Here is an 18580-nt window from a genome sequence, read left to right on the forward strand (position 1 = left end):
CACATTACCACATCCGGTTATAATACTAATAATAATATTCAATCAACTGATTTAAAATCTACTTTTGATTCGTACTGAAAATGGGAAGCCTACACAATAACTGAACTAAGATTTAAGAAATCAAGTCTTGTAATGTTTAAATTATAGTCAGGAGTTTGCTTAAAAGAACTATCGGTGACAAAAATGATTTGGTTCTTTAAGGTGTCGAACAAAGCCAATGGCAAGGTATTATTTGATTCTTGTCTTTGGCAGCTAATAAATGTCAAACTACTACAAACAGTAAATAAAAAATAGAGTAGGGTTTTCATATAGCATTGCACATAACGTTGACGCATTTATGCAGGCATGGAATTAGAATTCCCGTCTGCCCGAACCGCTGCCAAATTTATAATTTAAAGTTCATTGTTATTACTATCGCCCAATAGAATTCTTTCTGCCGGAACTACAGATGAAATATATTTTACCGCTCATTGTTTGCACGTCTGCCATGCTTGCATAAATGCGAATGTTGTATGCTGCTTTTTTGTCAAGGAGATTATAAATTAACTATGAACTTTTGCTTTTCAATTTGGCAATTGCTTCGTCAAAATTGTCAAAGGTTATAAAACAGGCTCCGTCTTTTTCTGGTATGGCTTTACGTACAGGCATGGTTGAAGTTACGGGAAAAGAGGGGCTTTTGTACTCCGTAGGCCGCAATGTCCTTTCCTGTGCTCATGGCTTTGCTAAAGAGACATTGCGGAGAAGGAGCATACGGCTTGTGCATACAGTGTCTGCAGGTTCTTTTGGCGATTTTGTGTTTAAGGCGAAAAAGAAAGGATAGGAGCCTGATCAGACGAGGTGAAAATAAAATACCCATGTTTTTATGGGTAACCGGTAAAAATTAAAGAGACTGCCAAACCAGGCAGTCTCTTTTTATTGCTGCATGTTTATGCAAAATATTTATTATAGCATACTTTAACAAATGGCTAACAAGCGTTTGTTCCTGCGCCTGAAATACATTTTTTTAATAAGCATATTTTATTGATTGAAAGTCATTGCTTGTATAAGGCGGTGACTTTCAATACTTTTATGCAGCACTTCCTCTTTCCTGTTTGTCTTAAAGGCATTGTGATTTAACGGAATATTGGATTTTTCTTAACCGTTTCTTTACACGCTTATGCTTTCATAGCAAAAAGTCGAAATGAGAACAATATAAATTGAGATAATTAAGGAAACGGCTAAATACTTCGTTACAATTTTTCTGCAGGGTTAATTTTTCATAGCCAAAGTTATTTACATAACACTTTTTTTGATCCTTATAATCACACACATAAATTAAATTGTCCAAAATGAGAAAGACAGTAAGTATGCTTATCATGGTGTTGCTTACGAGCGTTGCGGCCTGGTCGCAGGGTAAAATAAGCGGTACGGTGAAAGACCAGAACGGAGATCCCGTTCCCTTTGCAACAGTTAATGTAAAAGGTACAAAAGTTACGGTTGCAGCTGATGTGAATGCAAATTTTACAATTCCTGCCAAAAGCGGCGATGTGCTTGTAATTACTGCGGTTGGAGTTGATCCTTTGGAAATTACCGTTGGAAATAATCCTGTAGTAACGGCCACTGTTAACAGGACTTCGGGTACTATAACAGACGTGGTGGTGACTACTGCGCTGGGCATCAGGAGAAACAGGAATGAGTTGCCGTATGCCGCCCAAACCGTGACTTCAGAGGAAATGACAAAGACGAATAACAGCAATTTTGCCAACTCAATGTCGGGTAAGGTTTCCGGCCTTCAAATTAAAACCAATAACAGCCTGGGAGGCTCTACGAATATCATATTAAGAGGCGCCAGGTCAATTACCGGCGATAACCAGGCATTGATTGTTATTGATGGTGTGCCTGTGAATAATTCAACATATAATTCTTCCAGCACCCAGCAGGGTTTTGCAGGGTATGATTATGGGAACCAGGGATCTGACATAAATCCTGAAGATATTGCTTCTGTAAATGTGCTTAAGGGAGCTGCAGCCAGTGCGCTGTATGGTTCAAGGGCCGCCAATGGCGTAATCCTGATTACTACCAAGAAAGGCAAAAGCGGGTTGGGCATAACCTTAAACTTAGGGGCTTCTACAGGTAATATGGATAAAAGCACCTGGATTAAATACCAGCGGCAGTATGGCTCCGGCTATTATGACCCGGATTACTACACTTATTCCGATGCACCACCATCACCGGATAGCCATTTCTGGTATTTGGATGCAAATGGAGATGGGGTTGAAGACCTGGTTGTACCAACAACTGAAGATGCTTCCTTTGGGGCAAAATTTGATCCCAACTTAAAAGTATATCAATGGACTGCTTTCGATCCTACTTCTCCCACTTATTTGCAGGCAACGCCCTGGGTGGCAGCAAAGCATGACCCGACGGCATTTTTTCAAAACCCTGTTTCTGCCGTTGCCAGCCTGATCGTACAGGGAGGTGATGATAAGTTTACTTACAAACTGGGTTATTCCCATAATGACGATAAAGGAATATTGCCCAACAGTAAACTGAAAAAAGATATTGTGAATTTCCAGGCGGATTATAAAATAACCGATAAACTTACCATAACCGGGGCTACCAATTTCTCTAAAATCTCCGGCCTGGGAAGATATGGCAGTGGTTATGATGCTTTTAACCTGGCAACCAACTTCAGGGAATGGTGGCAAATGAATGTTGATGTGATGGATCAAAAAGCTGCTTATGAAAGAACGCATAAAAATATCACGTGGAATATGACCGACCCTCCTAATGATATTGGCCCCATTTACTGGGATAACCCTTATTATGTGCGTTATGAAAGTTTTGAAACGGATTCAAGGTACCGGTATATTTCATATATCACGCTTAACTATGCTGTAAACAACTGGTTGAATTTGATGGGCAGGGTTTCCCTGGACACTTATGAGAACCTGCAGGAAGAGCGCAATGGTTATGAATCTATCAATATAGGGGCGTATTCAAAATATAATAATAGTTATAAAGAATATAACTACGACTTCCTTGCATCGGTTAATAAAAACATATCTGATAATTTAAACTTTAAAGCAGTAGTTGGTACCAACCTGAGGAGAAATTACTTTAAATCCACCTTTGCGATTACGAATGGCGGGTTGATAATTCCGGGAATATATGACCTGGCTAATTCTGCAAACCCTATAGAAGCGCCAACCGAAGAAGACCAGCAAAGAGAAATAGGGCGTGTATTTGGAGGCATTACACTGGCGTACAAAGAAATGTTGATTTTAGATTTAACAGCCAGCAGGGACCAGTCTTCCACCTTGCCAAAAGGAAACAATGCTTATTTCTACCCTTCTGCTTCAGGCGGGTTTGTATTTTCAAAACTGCTGCCTGATGCAACCTGGCTGAATTTTGGAAAATTGAGGTTGAACTATGCAGAAGTTGGTGCAGATGCCCCGTTTGATTACCTGGTAGACAATTATACACAGCCAACCCCTTTTGGCACGGTGCCGCTTTTCTCTGTTAACAGCACAAAAAAGAACGCTGATTTAAAGCCGGAAAAAACCAGGAGCTATGAAGCCGGTATTGAGGCTTCTTTCCTTAAAAACAGGATTGGTTTTGATGTTACTTATTATCATACAAATACAATTGACCAGATCATTCCTGTTACCATTTCGGGCGCTACCGGTTACACCACACAGATTATAAATGCAGGTGTGGTTGAAAACAAGGGTATAGAAGCATCCTTAAACCTTATTCCTGTTAAAACAAAAGATTTTTCGTGGAACATGGCATTAAACTGGACCAATCCGAAAAATAAAGTGGTAAGCCTTACCGGCGGAACGGAGAACATTTTAATGGGGTCTTTCCAGGGAGGTGTTACACTTAATGCCGTAGTAGGCCAGCCAATGGGCGTATTAAAAGGCAGCGATTATATTTATACAGATGGCCAGAAAACAGTTGATGGCGACGGATATTATGAGGTTTCCTCCACTACTAATAATATCATAGGCAATATACAGCCAAAATGGTATGGCGGTATTAATAACACATTTACGTACAAAGGGATATCGCTTAGTTTCTTAATTGATATGAAACAGGGCGGTGATCTTTATTCCGTTGACCAATGGTATGGCCAGGGCACTGGTTTAACTGCAAATACTGCAGGCCTGAATGATAAGGGAAACCCGATTCGTGATGCCGTGGAAGACGGTGGCGGCATTAAGTTTCCCGGCGTTACCGAAGATGGCAAGCCGAATGGCACCTATGCTTTAATTACAGGGTTAAGGGGCTATGGTTACAATAGTTTTCCTAATGCAGGTTATATATACGATGCAAGCTATGTTAAGTTAAGAGAGGCAAGCATATCTTATTCCTTACCATCTAAATTAATATCCAAACTAAATCCAATTAAGGGAATAGATATTTCTGTGTATGGAAGGAATTTATGGATAATTCACAAAAATATGCCTGATTCAGACCCGGAAGAAGGGCCAAGCGCAGGTAACATCCAGGGCTTCCAGGTTGGCAGTTATCCAACTTACAGGATGATAGGCCTTAATCTAAACTTTAAATTCTAATAATATTATTATGAACTATATAATAAAGAATAGAATGTTTTTTGTAATTGTGGTGCTTGGTGTTCTGGCATCTTGTACAAAGGACATGACTAAGCTTAATGAAAACCCGAAGGTAGCCACTACCGTTCAGGGTGAGATGTTGTTCTCAAATGCAGAAAAGGCCTTCGTGGATGCTATGACAACCCCGAATGTTAATTCGGGCATATTTGAGTTGATCACCCAGTATTGGGCTGAAACCACCTATCCGCAGGAAAGCCAATATGATTTGGGAAACAGAAACATACCCTTAAACTGGTGGAATACACTGTACAGGGATGTGATAATGGATTTCGACAGGAGTATCTCTTTAATGCGTGAACAGGCATCAGACCCGGCCCTGCTTGAGTCTGATAAAATAGCTTACCAGAATAAAATAGCTATAGCCAAAATTTTCAGGGCTTACGCTTTCTCATCAGTGGTAAACACTTTTGGTGATGTTCCTTATACTGAAGCGCTGCTTGGTGCAGAAAACCTGACCCCGGTTTACGATAAGCAGGCTGATGTTTATAATGCCCTTCTTGATACAATTTCAACAGCCATTGGAGAAATGGATGTGTCAGGGGAAAGTTTTGGTTCTGCAGACCTGGTTTACGGAGGTGATGTTTCTTTATGGTATAAAGCAGCCAATTCTATTTTATTAAAACTGGCTATTAATATAGCAGATGTGGACCAGGCTAAAGCAAAGTCACTTGTTGAGGCAGCGGCAAAAAATGTAATCAGTGGAAATGAGGAGAATGCAACTTTTGCCTATACGGAAACACCTCCTAATGTAAACCCGATATGGACTAACCTCGTTCAAAGCGGGAGAAATGATTTTGTTATTGCCAGTACCATAATTGACACAATGCTGAATCATGACGACCCGAGATTGCCTTTATATTTTACTTCTGTAAGTAATACTTATAAAGGAGGCACTCCCGGGGCCGGAAATTCATTCTCAAGCTTTTCTCATGCTTCGGCAGCCAGCCTGGCCCCGGATTTCCCTGCCCAGGTGATCAGTTATTCGGAAGTAGCGCTTCTGTTGTCTGAGGCTGCAGCCCGGAACATGAATGTTGGAGGCACAGCAGAGGCCTGGTATGACAAAGGTGTTACAGCTTCAATTGAACAATGGGGCGGCAGCAGCGCTGATGCCAGCGATTATTTAAGCGACCCCGCGAATAAATTTGATGAAGCCAATTGGAAAAAAAGCATTGGTGTGCAGGCCTGGATTGCTTATTATACAAGAGGGTTTGACTCATGGGTTGCACAGAGGAGGTTGGATTACCCACAATTAGAAGCACCTCCTTCTGCTATAAGCGTATATCCTGTGCGATATACTTATCCTGCAACGGAGCCTAATTTGAATAAAGCAAATTATGATGCCGCTTCTTCGTCAATTGGCGGAGATGAGGTGGGTACGAAACTTTTCTGGGATAAGTTTTAGATAAATGTCTTATAAAAGCAGGAGTTAATATCCTGCTTTTATTTTGGGTATTATGCACTTAGGAAGAACGGCATTTATATTCACAGGTAGAATTGCAGGCATAAATCTTTAGCGTTTTGCTGATATAAAGCATGGATCCGGCAAAATGAAACCTGGCGATGCAGCATCACGGGAAAATAATTTGTCTAAACCCGCGGCGTACATATCCAAACGCCGGAGATACACGGTAACAACTGTATTTTATCAAGATACCAGGTTGTATGGAGGGCCGTTATCAGAATCCAAATGATAAAAGGATTCACCAGCTGAAGGGAACAGTTACTTTAATGCGGTAAAAAAATTATTTCAGCAAAAAGTACTGTTTCTACGTATTTTTTTTGATTTTTGTTCAAATCGTAAATGAGAAAAATTAATGGATTTATCAAATAAGTTTTTTAACTGCTTATTCATCATTCTTTTATAATCACACGTTTAAAATCAAAAATTGTCTAAAATGAGAAGAATTCTAAGTGTACTTGGTTTTATGCTTATTACGCTTGCGGCCTGGTCGCAGGAAAGAATAAGCGGAACAGTGAGAGACCAAAATGGCGACCCCGTTCCCTTCGCTACAGTAAATGTAAAAGGAACCAGCTCTTCCGTTGCGGCAGATGCCAATGCTAATTTTAGTATTGCGGCTAAACCGGGCGATATACTGGTTATTTCGGCAGTTGGCATTGCCAACCAGGAAGTAACGGTTGGTAATTCCCGCAATATTAATGTTGCTGTAACCAGAACTAACCAGGAATTAAGCGAGGTTGTAGTAACCGCAGGTGGTATCACCAGAAGGAAAAGTGAAGTTGGCTCTGCCCAAACCGCTATTACGGGCGCCGCCGTTACCAAAGGTAAAGCTATCAATATTGCGGGTGGCCTGCAGGATAAAGTGGCCGGGTTAAACATCCAGGGAACTACCGGCGGCGTTAATCCCAGCTATCGTATCATCTTGAGAGGTAACAGGTCGCTTACAGGAAATAATGAAGCTTTGATAGTGCTGGATAACGTAATCGTGCCAAACTCTATCTTAAATAACCTCAATCCGGAAGACGTTCAATCGTTCAATATCCTGCAGGGCGCAAGCGCCGCTGCATTGTATGGTTCGCAGGCTTCCAATGGTGCCATTATCATCACTACAAAAAAAGGAACTGCGGGCCGCACAAACATTCGCGTGGCTAATACAACTACCGGTGAGCATGTTGCTTTTTTCCCAAAAAATCAAATGTCATATGGCCAGGGCGGTAGTTCTTACGGATATGATGAAAATGGCCAGCCTAATTTTTCTTCTATAGAAAACCAAAGTTACGGGCCGCATTTTGACGGTTCTACACGCCCTCTTGGTGTACCGCTTGAAGACGGCACACAAGAAACACAGTTGTATACAGGAAATGATACGCGTGAAAAATTTTGGAAAACAGGTATTACCAACCAGACAGATTTCTCTTTAAGCAGTGGTGATGAGGTTTCCACTATTTATGTATCAGGACAATATACATCGGTAAAGGGAACCACACCCAAAGACAAGTTTAACAGGACATCTTTGCGTGTAAACGGTTCAAGAAAAATCTACGGTAATAAACTGGCAGTGAATTATTCATTGGGTTATACGCAGAATAATTATGACATCACTACCCAAACGAACGGCATATATAATAATATGCTGAACATGCCTTCAAATATTGACATTACAAGGTATGCCAACTGGAAAACAGATCCTTTGGCTAATCCCAATGGTTATTATAATCCATGGTATCTGAACCCCTACTGGCAGCTGGATAACTACCGCAGGGATGAAAGAAATGAATACCTGGTAGGTAATGTGGAATTAAAATATTCTCCTTTATCGTGGTTAAGCCTTACTGCACGCCAGGGTATTACCAAAACCAATCAATACGGTAAATCATGGAATAATTCCTTCAAGTATACAGAATATGCGAAGGAGTCAAGCAGCAACTCAAAATCAGATATTGCAGCGGGTGTTTCTGATAATGAAAATTACACCATGAATTTGCTGAGCGATATTTATTTTGAAATAAAGCAAAAGGCAAATGATTTCTCATTTGATTTAGTGGGCGGCGGCCAATGGAATCAGAATGCGTATAAAGGAACAGGCGTTTCCGCTTCACCTCTTGTAATACCTGACCTTTATAATGTGGGTAACCTGGTAGGTATCCCGGGCGCCAGCGAAGCCAGTTACCTGGCACGCATCATGGGCGTTTACGGAACCTTACAGGTAGGGTATAAAGACTATTTATTTTTAAACCTTACCGGCAGAAATGACTGGTCTTCTATTTTGCCTGCGGCAAACAGGTCATTCTTCTACCCTTCAGCCAACCTTTCCTTTGTAGCCAGCCAGGCTATTGACGCCATTAAAAACAGTAACACAATCACTTACTTAAAACTTCGCGGCGGTGTATCAAAAGTGGGCGAGGTAAACCTTGGAAACAATACCAACTTTGGTGCTTACCAATTGCAGAGAACATTTTCTCAGCAGAGCGGTTTCCCTTATGGCAGTCTTCCCGGTTTTGGCCTGGATAATACCATCGTATCTGCCTCACTACAGCCTGAAATCACTAAACAATATGAATTTGGTTTCGATATCAGCTTAATGCACGACAGGCTTACTTCTGCTGTAACCTGGTATCATTCTGTTACAAACAATCAAACTGTTACTACAGGTCTTTCCTATACTTCCGGTGGCAGCGGCTACCTTACCAATGTGGGCGAAACCATGAGTGAAGGCCTGGAAGCGGAATTACATGTTACTCCTATAAGAACCGCTAACTGGCGTGTAACGGTAGGTGGTAACTTCAGCTACCTGAATAACAAGGTTATCGAAATTGGTAATGGTGTTGACCAAATAAGATTGGCTGGTTACGGCGATGGCTCCGGTATTTATGCAGTAGCAGGACAGGCATTCCCGGTAATTATGGGTTTTGATTTTGTAAGGGACGATGAAGGCCATGTAATTGTAGATGCCTCAACAGGTGAGCCAACAAAGGACGCCACACTGAAAATACTTGGAAATTCTCAGCCTAAACAAAGGCTTACCCTCGATTTTAATGTTCAGTACAAAGGTTTTGAACTTACAGGACTTTTCCAGTACAGGGGTGGATATAATATGTATTTTGGTTCCGGTTCAGATGTTGACTGGGCAGGTACAGGTATAAGAACAACCCTGTTTAACCGTGGCCGTTTTGTATTCCCTAATTCAGTTTATGAAGATCCGGCACACCCTGGTACTTATATTAAGAATACCAACATTACACTTACCGACGGAAACGGTAATGCCGGTTTCTGGACCAGCGAAAACAACAGGGATGTGTCTTCCAACTATGTTTCTTCAGGCGCTTTCTGGAAGTTAAGAGAGCTTTCACTGGCATACCACCTTCCGCAAAGCTTGTTTAGAAAAGCTTCTTTCATAAAAGGAATTGATGTAAGCGTGCAGGGCCGTAACCTGTTTATCTGGCTTCCGAAAACAAACTTTTACACTGACCCTGAATACAGCGAGGTTAGCAGTACCAGCAACGGTATCGGTATCACAGGCATAAGCTCAGCGCCGCCTTCACGCTATTATGGTGGAACAATAGCCATAAACTTCTAAGAGATATCTCAGTGTAAATGACATTTAAAATTGAAAAAAAATACAAATGAAGAGAATTATTAATATAGGTGTATGGGGCATGGTACTGGTGTTTAGCCTAACCTCATGTAAAAAATATCTTGATATAAATAAGAATCCAAATTCTGCAACTACCTCAACGCCTGAATTGGTGCTTTCACAGGCACTTACCGCTACAGCGAATGTAGTAAACACTTATAATTCAATGGGCGCCCAGTTAGGTGGATACATGGCTAATGCAGGAGGATACGGCGGCTTTGGTTCTTCGGTTACCTATAACCTGGGTAATGATGATTACCAGAATTGCTGGAACCAGGCTTACGATAATTTAGCCGATTACCAGTGGATAATTAATAATACAGAAGGCAATGAAGATTACGATTATTATAATGCTGCGGCGAAAATTATGAAAGCTTATGAATTTCAGCTTTTAGTGGATACTTATAATGACGTTCCTTATACAGAGGCCTTTAAAGAAACAGAAAACCTGACGCCTACTTATGATAAAGCACAGGATGTTTACCAAAGCATTTATGCTTTACTGGATGAGGCGATCCAATTGATCAATGACGGAGCTTCTGTAGGTAACATCCAGGAATTTTCTGATAATGATGTTATGTTTAAGGGCAATATGGACAACTGGAAAAGGTTTGCCAATACAGTAAAACTGCGTATTGCTTTAAGGGGACAATCAGGCGGCCTCAGTTTTAGCAACAGCTATGATCCTGTTGGCTTTCTGACCACCGATGCTGTCATCAACCCCGGCTATCAAAAGGCTGACGGCAAGCAAAACCCAAAATGGAATACCTGGGGATATACCTATACCGGGAGCACTGCTAACAGGGCATGGATGCCAACTGAGTTTATAGCTGCATTTTACGACGGCTCAAAATTGAATGATTACAGAGGATATGCCATTTTTAATAATTTTGGCGGCTCTTCTTTTGGCACCAATCAATTGGGCTACGAAAGCACAAGCGTACCTTCAGCGCCGGCAGCGGGAAGCTGGATAACGCCTTATGAAGAACAGGAAAACAATATTGGTGTTTTGAAAGGCTCAAGTATGGCTATGCCAATTATCACCCTGGCTGAATCGGACTTTTTACAAGCGGAGGCAGCATTGAAGGGCGGTTTTGGCGTAAGCGGAAGCGCCCAGGATTATTTTTATAACGGCATACTGGATTCTTACAAATACATCTACAGATTGCGTGATGGTTCTTATGATTTAAACGGCTGGGATCCTGAGGTAGACTATGAAGCTTATCTTAGTGAAGATCTGAATGGTGATAATTACCTGGTGCATTATGAAAATGCATCTTCAAATGATCAGCGTCTCGAAGCAATTATCACTCAAAAATATATTGCATTAAATATGGTGAATTCTGACCAGGGCTGGAATGATTTCAGGCGTACAGGATATCCAAAGATTGTTAATGGCTCTACTGACGGGACCAAGACATTTGCCTCTTTACAGTCTGTTAGTACAAGACCGGATAAACTGCCTTCAAGGGTATTATATCCTACCAGCGAATTGTCTTATAACAATGCGAATTTACCCAAGGATATAAGTGAATTTAATTCAATGATCTTCTGGGATCCTAACTGATTTGTTTAAGTAACTGATAAAATTTAATGCATACAAAATACATATTATGAAAAGACTATTTAAAATAGGAGGGTCGCTATTATTGTTAACGAGCATGATGTTTACTTCATGTTTAAAAGACGATTCGTTAACACTTGATACCGGCCTGTCAGATAATGTTACTGAATTTGGAAACACCGGGTCCATAGCTACAAATCCCAGTGGAGGTGCCGCACCCAGGTTTGCAATTGATCTAGGATCATTAAAGACCGGTGATACTGCGTCGTTTAAGGTTAACGTTAATTACGCAGGTGATGAAATGGCGCCGCAGGATATTACGGTGACTGTAGATATAGACGAATCATTACTCGCTACTTATAATGCTGCGCATAGTGTTGATGGTGCTAACTATATAGCACCCCCAGCGTCTCTTTTTAAAACAAGTTTTCCAATAACGTTGGTTATACCGAAAGGTAAGCAAACGGCACAAGCTGTAATAGAAGCGCAACTTTCGAATGATTACGATTTTAATGCTGCTTATGCGCTTCCTTTAAAAATCACTTCAACTTCTGTTGGTGAAGTAAGCGGTAATTTTGGATCTGCTTTATATTCTATAACTGTAAGAAATATTTATGATGGTGAATTTACGGTAACAGGTAGTTTTGTTGATCTTACGAATTCTACTTTTACAGCTACCTATCCTAAAACCGCTGACTTGATTACTACCGGGCCAGCTTCAAATGCATACTATGAACCGGATTTGAATGGTGGAACATTTGGCTATGCATTCAATGCTGGTGGCAGCGGCTCATACTATGGCAGTTTTGCACCGGTATTTACCTTTGATGCGGATGGCAATGTTTTGAGTGTTGTGAATTATTATGGTCAACCTTCCAGCAACGGAAGAAGTGCAGAACTTGATCCGGCAGGCGAAAATAAAATGACATTCGATGCAGATGGCACTCCAAAGGAGCTGAATGTAAGCTATTTTATGCTTCAGCCCGGAACTTCCGTACGTTGTAAATTCGCTGAAAAGTATGTATACGTTGGGCCAAGGCCGTAATCATGAATCTTCGTTTAATAAAAGCCGTTTCTGTTTGAAACGGCTTTTATTATTATAATTATCTATAAGATTTCCATAACTGACCTACATCTTAACATATCTTAAATCACCCGATTTTACAACCATATTCAAGAAACCATAGATTTGCCGAAAATTCCCTCATGCGTTTTTTCAAGCCTGTTATTGCAGCCGCTGCTTTGATGATTGCGTTTGCTTCCTGCAAAAAGGATTCTAACTCTATAGATACAACACCCAATTTTTATTTTGTAAATGGAGGCCCGGCCGGGTTTGATGATAACCTGATCTTATTCCCCTCTGCCGATACGCTTACCTTCAATATGATTATATCCTCCACCTACCTGCCTTCAAAAGAGGTTACCATTATGTTGAGCGTGGAAGATTCATCCCGCCAGTATTATAATTCCGTGCATTTTACCAATTACCAACAAATGCCTTCTACTGCTTATAGTTTTCAAACCAGCATTACTGCTACTACAGAAAGCGTTTACGATACCATTCCCGTAAAGCTTAATAAACAGTTTCTTGGTGGCGAAGACTATATGCTGCCTGTAGTTATAACTTCCATAAGCCAGTATAAGCTGGATACAAGCAGGCGGGTTTTATACCTGCATACTTCAGGTAATAAACTGGCCGGCATTTATGCTTCCACCAGTTTTAAAACAAGTTATGATGGTGATGCCGCCGGCGGTACCATCAGCGATACAGCCACTACCAAGTTAATCAAAAACCTGGCGCCGGTGTCTTCCACACAGTCTCAGCTTGACTACGCAGAACTTGGCTCAAACGGCTGGAAATACCTGTTAACCTATACAAACGGAACTTTTATAGTTGGTGTAAATGACGTGGCAAAAAACTCGGTACAACCCGGGTCATTTACCATTATAACATCCACCTTCAACCCGCTTACAAAAGATATTTATATTAAAAGCAGCTATAAAAATTTAAGCGGTGATGAGCGTATTGTTGAAGAATCGCTAACATTGCAGAAATAAATTTACAGGTTATGGCAGATCAGCCTCAGCAGCAGCAGAACCAGCTCAACATAGAAATAAGTGAAGAAGTGTCCGAAGGAACTTATGCCAATCTTGCCATTATAACGCACAGCCACGCCGAGTTTGTAATAGACTTTGTGAATGTAATGCCCGGCACGCCCAAGAGCAAAGTAAAATCCCGCATCATCCTTACGCCTATGCATGCCAAACGTTTCATGCGTGCCATGCAGGAAAATATTGAGCGTTATGAAAATGTTCACGGGAAAATACAAGACCTTGAACAGGTTGAAATCCCTCTTAATTTCGGCGGCCCCACCGCGCAGGCATAACTATCTTTCTCTTCAGCACAACTGAAAGTTGCTGCTGTACCTTTCTTATTAAAGAAAACTAAATTCTCCCTTTCAAAGGTTGAAGGCTTTCATTTTTTTATGTAGCTTACACGTTATGATTGGAAACAGGTTTGTAAAATTTGATCCTGCAGCGAATGGTAAAAGCAAATTTGAGCAGTTGCTTGATATTTTCATGCAATTGCTTACCTATACCAGCGGCGATGCCGATGAAGCGCTGCAATGGATGAATGAGCTGGATAAAAAGTACCAGCTTACAGATGATGAATATGGTATGGGCGATTTTATTGATGACCTGAAACGTAATGGTTACATAAAAGATAATAGTGAAACCGGCGCTTTACAGATAACCGCTAAGAGCGAACAAAGCATTCGTAAAAAAAGCCTTGAAGAAATATTCGGCAAACTTAAAAAAAGTAAACAGGGCGATCATACAACCAATAAGCCCGGGCAGGGTGATGAAATAAGTCCTGATTACCGGCCATTCCAGTTTGGCGATATGCTGGAGCAGATTGATTTTACGGAAAGCATTCGCAACGCCCAGATCAATCATGGCGTAGAAAGCTTTCAGATGCATGAGGATGATCTGCAGATCCGCGAAACAGATTTTAAGGCGCAAACATCCACTGTGCTGATGATTGATATTTCACACAGCATGATCTTGTATGGCGAAGACCGGATTACGCCGGCAAAGAAAGTGGCTATGGCCCTGAGTGAGCTTATCACTACAAAATATCCTAAAGACACGCTGGATATTGTGGTATTTGGCAACGATGCCTGGCCGGTTGAAATTAAAGATTTGCCTTACCTGCAGGTGGGCCCGTATCATACCAATACCGTTGCAGGTATTGAGCTGGCAATGGATATCCTGCGCCGCAGAAGAAACCCCAACAAACAGATTTTTATGATAACCGATGGCAAGCCCACCTGTTTAAAAATTGGAGGCCGTTATTATAAAAATGCTTTCGGGCTCGACAGGAAAATTACCAATCGATGTTTAAACCTGGCCGCGCAATGCAAAAAGCTGAAAATCCCTATTACTACATTCATGATAGCAAGCGATCCTTATTTGCAGCGTTTTGTAACAGAGTTTACGGAAACCAATAATGGTAAAGCATTCTTTGCATCGCTGGACAAACTAGGCGCCTTCATCTTCCGGGATTTTGAAAGCGGTAAAAGAAAAACAGTGTATTAAAGTTTGCCACAAAGCCACGAAGGTTTTGGATGAACACTTAAATAAAAAAACTTAGTGCCCTGGTGTCTTAGTGGCTAAATTAAATGCCACGAAGTCACAGAGCCACGAAGGTTTGGTTGGTGACTTAACTAAAAAAACTTAGCGTCCTGGCGCCTTGGTGGCAAAATTAAATGCCACGAAGTCACAAAGCCACGAAGATTTTTGGTTGAACATTTAAAATAAAAAAACTTAGTGCCCTGGTGCCTTAGTGGCAAAATTAGTTAAGGATATGTTGTCAGAACAAGAAGAATATTTGGCTAAGGAAATAGTTGATTGTGCATTTAAAGTGCATAAGCAGCTTGGGCCGGGGTTACTTGAAAAAGTATATGAAATATGTTTTTGTCATGAATTGAGTAAAAAAGGCATTGAACATAAAAGGCAGGTGGATATTCCCATTTTCTATGATAATCTTGTTTTCAATGAAGGGTTAAGGTTAGATGTTTTGGTTGAAGATTTAATAATTTGCGAATTAAAAGCAGTCGATTTAGTAAATCCATTGTGGCAGGCTCAGGTAATAAGTCATCTTAAGCTTACAAATAAACGTTTAGGTTTTCTGATCAACTTTAATACCCCTGTGATTAAAAATGGAATTAAAAGATTTGTTGTATAATTAGAGAAGGTAATTAAATTCAGTGTCTTAGTGCCTTTGTGGCAAAAAAATTAATAATGAATATAGACAAGATAAAAACATTAGGCGAGTTAAAAAGAAGTGGTTATAAATCCATTTCTGTGAAAGATGAAATAAGAAAGAATCTTATTGAAAGCATACGCAATAAAGAAAATACTTTCAAAGGAATTATCGGTTATGAAGATTCTGTAATTCCCGATACGGAAAGAGCTTTGTTGAGCCGCCACAATATTTTATTCCTCGGTTTGCGCGGCCAGGCAAAAACACGTATGGCCAGGCAAATGACCGATTTGCTGGATGAATACATCCCGGTAATTGCAGGCAGCGAAGTAAATGATGACCCGCTGCACCCTTTAAGCAAATATGCTAAAGACCTTATTGCAGAACATGCAGATGAAACGCCTATAACATGGTTGCACCGCAGCGAGCGTTATGGTGAAAAACTGGCAACACCCGATGTAAGCGTTGCAGATTTAATTGGCGACATTGATCCAATCAAGGCCGCCAATCTCCGTTTAAGTTTTGCAGATGAAAGGGTAATCCATTACGGCATTATCCCGCGCAGTAACCGCAGCATTTTCGTTATCAACGAAATTCCAGATTTGCAGGCACGTATACAGGTAGCGCTGTTTAATATTCTTGAGGAAGGCGATATACAGATACGTGGTTTTAAATTAAGAATGCCCTTAGATATCTTATTTGTATTCACTGCCAATCCTGAAGACTATACAAACCGCGGCAGTATTGTTACGCCTTTAAAAGACAGGATTCAGAGCCAGATATTAACGCATTATCCGAAAACGATTGAAACATCCCTGGAAATAACGGAACAGGAAGCGGATATTCTTGAAGATCAAAAATCGCTTATAACTATAAGTGACCTGGTGAAGCGCCTGATTGAACAGGTGGCTTTTGAAGCGCGTAACAACGAGTATGTAGATAAGAAAAGCGGAGTGAGCGCAAGGTTGCCCATTGCTGCTATGGAAAATGCTTACAGCAGCGCCGAAAGAAGAAGTATTCGTAACAATGAGCAGCATACACAAATCTGGATAAGCGACCTGGTTGGCATTATTCCATCTATAACCGGTAAGATAGAACTGGTATATGAAGGTGAACAGGAAGGCCCTTACCAGGTGGCGGTTAATTTGCTTGATAAAGCCATCCGTTCGCAGTTCATTACTTATTTTCCAAATCCTGAAACATTAAAAAAGCGCAGGACCACGGGCAAAGCTTCACAGGCTGAAAGAGAAAATGATAATCCATATAAAGCTATAACAAAATGGTTTGATGCAGGCAATCATATAGATGTAATGGTGGATGCAAAAGATGCCGATAAAATAAATGCTTTGTATAAAGTGGATGGCTTATATGGCTTTGTAAAAAAATATTTTCCGCATGCCAATGAAAAAGAAAATGCTTTATTAATGGAGTTTGTTTTGCATGGCCTTGCTGCTTATTCACTTATCAGTAAAAAAGTTATTGAAGGGAAAATAGAATTTAAAGACCTTATTGGCAGCATGATGAACCTGGGCCAGATGAATTATAACGATGATGACGATGATTTGAATGACGATAACTTCAGGTAGTTATTAAAAAGTTCAAAAGTTCACGGGTTCACTTGTTCACAGGTTTATTTTCAACCCTAACCCAATTACAAAATTTTTGGTTCCTTAACCTTTCAATTAATAAACTATTCAACCAACCAACTTATTCTTTAATTATTGCTATAATAATACAGCAGGTTGCTGTTATTATCTTCAAAGATTTCCCGGCTGTAATGCTGAATATCCTGCACCGTTACAGCCTGGTATTTTGAAAGCTCCTGGTTCATTAAATCTGCATTTCCAAGCAATTCATAATATGCCAGGCTGCTGGCACGGCTCATCAACGAAATATCTTCAAATGCAATAATGCTTTCTGTTTTATTCTTTACTTTCTGAAGTTCTTCTTCACTTATGATATTTTCTTTTAACCGGGTTAATTCTTCGGCAATGGCATTTTCCGCAGCTTTCATCGATACACCTTTTACAAGCTTCCCTTCAATGGAGAGCAAGCCCGGATCAATGCTGCCAAAATGATAACATTCAATGTTGCTGAATAACCGCTTCTCTTTTATAAGCGACTGGTATAAACGGGATGAGGCGCCACCACCCAGGATTTCTGTTATTAAATCTGCTGCATGATACCCGGCATCAAGCCTTCCCGGAATATGCCATGTTGCATAAAATGCATCCAGAGGAACATCGGCCTTTATTTCTTCCGCATGTTTAATTGTTTGCTTTGGCTCGGCAGGTAAATGATGCAGGTATTTAACACCAGGCTCAATGGTGCCAAACCATTTTTCTGCAAGGCGTTTAATGTTATCTGTTTTCACATTCCCGGCTACTACCAATATTGCATTCATGGGCCTGTAATGCTTAAAGAAGAAATGCTTTACATCTTCCAGTTTGGCATCTTCAATATGGCCAAGCTCTTTTCCTATCGTCATCCACCTGTAAGGATGCGTTGTATAAGCCAGCTCCCGCATTTTATGCCAGGCATCGCCATAAGGTTTATTGATATAATGCTCTTTAAATTCTTCGCTTACCACTTTACGTTGCACATCCAGGCTTTTTTTACTGAATGCAAGGCTCAGCATCCTGTCGCTTTCCAGCCAAAAAGCTGTTTCTATATTTTCAGCGGGCAACTGGCAGTAATAATTGGTGAGGTCGTTTGTTGTATAGGCGTTATTCTCGCCGCCGGCACGCTGCAGCGGTTCATCATAATCAGGAATATTAATGCTGCCGCCAAACATAAGGTGTTCAAACAAATGGGCAAACCCTGTTTTTGAAGGTTCTTCATCCCTTGCGCCCACATCGTATAAAACATTTACAACAGCCATTGGCGTTGTATTATCTTCATGCACCAGAACGCGCAGGCCATTATCTAAAACAAAACGGTTATAATGTATCATGGAATTTCTACAGTTTAAAAATTGCAATCATAGCAGCAAGGAAGCTCCAGCTTAGTTGTACTGAGCTTGCAGCTTTTGCAACAA

The 18580-nt window shown here is 40.7% G+C and carries 11 protein-coding genes; 10 read left to right on the top strand and 1 reads right to left on the bottom strand.

The features are described 5' to 3' along the window. The first annotated feature begins 1328 nt into the window (after positions 1-1328). The 10 genes from BM015_RS19065 to BM015_RS19110 all read left to right on the top strand — a co-directional run bounded on the left by BM015_RS19065 (position 1329) and on the right by BM015_RS19110 (position 17129). Positions 1329-4559 (top strand): SusC/RagA family TonB-linked outer membrane protein, encoded by a 3231-nt coding sequence (locus tag BM015_RS19065; RefSeq protein ID WP_090662555.1) that lies wholly within the window; start codon positions 1329-1331, stop codon positions 4557-4559. 10 nt (positions 4560-4569) lie between these two features. Then, a complete protein-coding gene (locus BM015_RS19070) occupies positions 4570-6021 on the top strand; it encodes a SusD/RagB family nutrient-binding outer membrane lipoprotein (RefSeq protein WP_090662558.1) in 1452 nt (483 codons plus the stop codon). Positions 6022-6514: 493 nt separating this feature from the next. After that, positions 6515-9655 (top strand): SusC/RagA family TonB-linked outer membrane protein, encoded by a 3141-nt coding sequence (locus BM015_RS19075; RefSeq protein ID WP_090662560.1) that lies wholly within the window; start codon positions 6515-6517, stop codon positions 9653-9655. Between the two features lie 46 nt (positions 9656-9701). Next, positions 9702-11279 (top strand): SusD/RagB family nutrient-binding outer membrane lipoprotein, encoded by a 1578-nt coding sequence (locus BM015_RS19080; protein ID WP_090662562.1) that lies wholly within the window; start codon positions 9702-9704, stop codon positions 11277-11279. 46 nt (positions 11280-11325) lie between these two features. After that, positions 11326-12321 (top strand): DUF1735 domain-containing protein, encoded by a 996-nt coding sequence (locus tag BM015_RS19085; RefSeq protein ID WP_090662563.1) that lies wholly within the window; start codon positions 11326-11328, stop codon positions 12319-12321. Positions 12322-12482: 161 nt separating this feature from the next. Beyond that, positions 12483-13334: a DUF1735 domain-containing protein gene (locus BM015_RS19090; RefSeq protein WP_090662565.1), complete on the top strand. Its 852-nt coding sequence runs from the start codon at positions 12483-12485 to the stop codon at positions 13332-13334. 11 nt (positions 13335-13345) lie between these two features. Beyond that, a complete protein-coding gene (locus BM015_RS19095; protein ID WP_090662566.1) occupies positions 13346-13663 on the top strand; it encodes a DUF3467 domain-containing protein in 318 nt (105 codons plus the stop codon). A gap of 115 nt (positions 13664-13778) precedes the next feature. Beyond that, positions 13779-14876: a vWA domain-containing protein gene (locus tag BM015_RS19100; RefSeq protein WP_090662568.1), complete on the top strand. Its 1098-nt coding sequence runs from the start codon at positions 13779-13781 to the stop codon at positions 14874-14876. 268 nt (positions 14877-15144) lie between these two features. Beyond that, positions 15145-15525 (top strand): GxxExxY protein, encoded by a 381-nt coding sequence (locus BM015_RS19105; protein ID WP_090662570.1) that lies wholly within the window; start codon positions 15145-15147, stop codon positions 15523-15525. Between the two features lie 56 nt (positions 15526-15581). Next, positions 15582-17129: a magnesium chelatase ATPase subunit I gene (locus BM015_RS19110; RefSeq protein WP_090662572.1), complete on the top strand. Its 1548-nt coding sequence runs from the start codon at positions 15582-15584 to the stop codon at positions 17127-17129. A 128-nt stretch (positions 17130-17257) separates the two neighbouring features. On the opposite strand, the gene BM015_RS19115 is transcribed toward BM015_RS19110, so the two are convergent. Then, positions 17258-18496 (bottom strand): M16 family metallopeptidase, encoded by a 1239-nt coding sequence (locus BM015_RS19115; protein WP_090662574.1) that lies wholly within the window; start codon positions 18494-18496, stop codon positions 17258-17260. Positions 18497-18580 lie beyond the last annotated feature (84 nt).

Origin of the sequence: Parafilimonas terrae, assembly GCF_900115755.1 — a bacterium.
In the GTDB taxonomy this organism is placed as follows: domain Bacteria; phylum Bacteroidota; class Bacteroidia; order Chitinophagales; family Chitinophagaceae; genus Parafilimonas; species Parafilimonas terrae.

Bases quoted from the DNA above. Each gene is read 5' to 3' on its own strand.
- BM015_RS19110 (WP_090662572.1), top strand. From the start codon at position 15,582: ATGAATATAGACAAGATAAAAACATTAGGCGAGTTAAAAAGAAGTGGT.
- BM015_RS19090 (WP_090662565.1), top strand. From the start codon at position 12,483: ATGCGTTTTTTCAAGCCTGTTATTGCAGCCGCTGCTTTGATGATTGCG.
- BM015_RS19085 (WP_090662563.1), top strand. From the start codon at position 11,326: ATGAAAAGACTATTTAAAATAGGAGGGTCGCTATTATTGTTAACGAGC.
- BM015_RS19115 (WP_090662574.1), bottom strand. From the start codon at position 18,496: ATGATACATTATAACCGTTTTGTTTTAGATAATGGCCTGCGCGTTCTG.
- BM015_RS19065 (WP_090662555.1), top strand. From the start codon at position 1,329: ATGAGAAAGACAGTAAGTATGCTTATCATGGTGTTGCTTACGAGCGTT.
- BM015_RS19075 (WP_090662560.1), top strand. From the start codon at position 6,515: ATGAGAAGAATTCTAAGTGTACTTGGTTTTATGCTTATTACGCTTGCG.
- BM015_RS19105 (WP_090662570.1), top strand. From the start codon at position 15,145: ATGTTGTCAGAACAAGAAGAATATTTGGCTAAGGAAATAGTTGATTGT.
- BM015_RS19070 (WP_090662558.1), top strand. From the start codon at position 4,570: ATGAACTATATAATAAAGAATAGAATGTTTTTTGTAATTGTGGTGCTT.
- BM015_RS19095 (WP_090662566.1), top strand. From the start codon at position 13,346: ATGGCAGATCAGCCTCAGCAGCAGCAGAACCAGCTCAACATAGAAATA.
- BM015_RS19080 (WP_090662562.1), top strand. From the start codon at position 9,702: ATGAAGAGAATTATTAATATAGGTGTATGGGGCATGGTACTGGTGTTT.
- BM015_RS19100 (WP_090662568.1), top strand. From the start codon at position 13,779: ATGATTGGAAACAGGTTTGTAAAATTTGATCCTGCAGCGAATGGTAAA.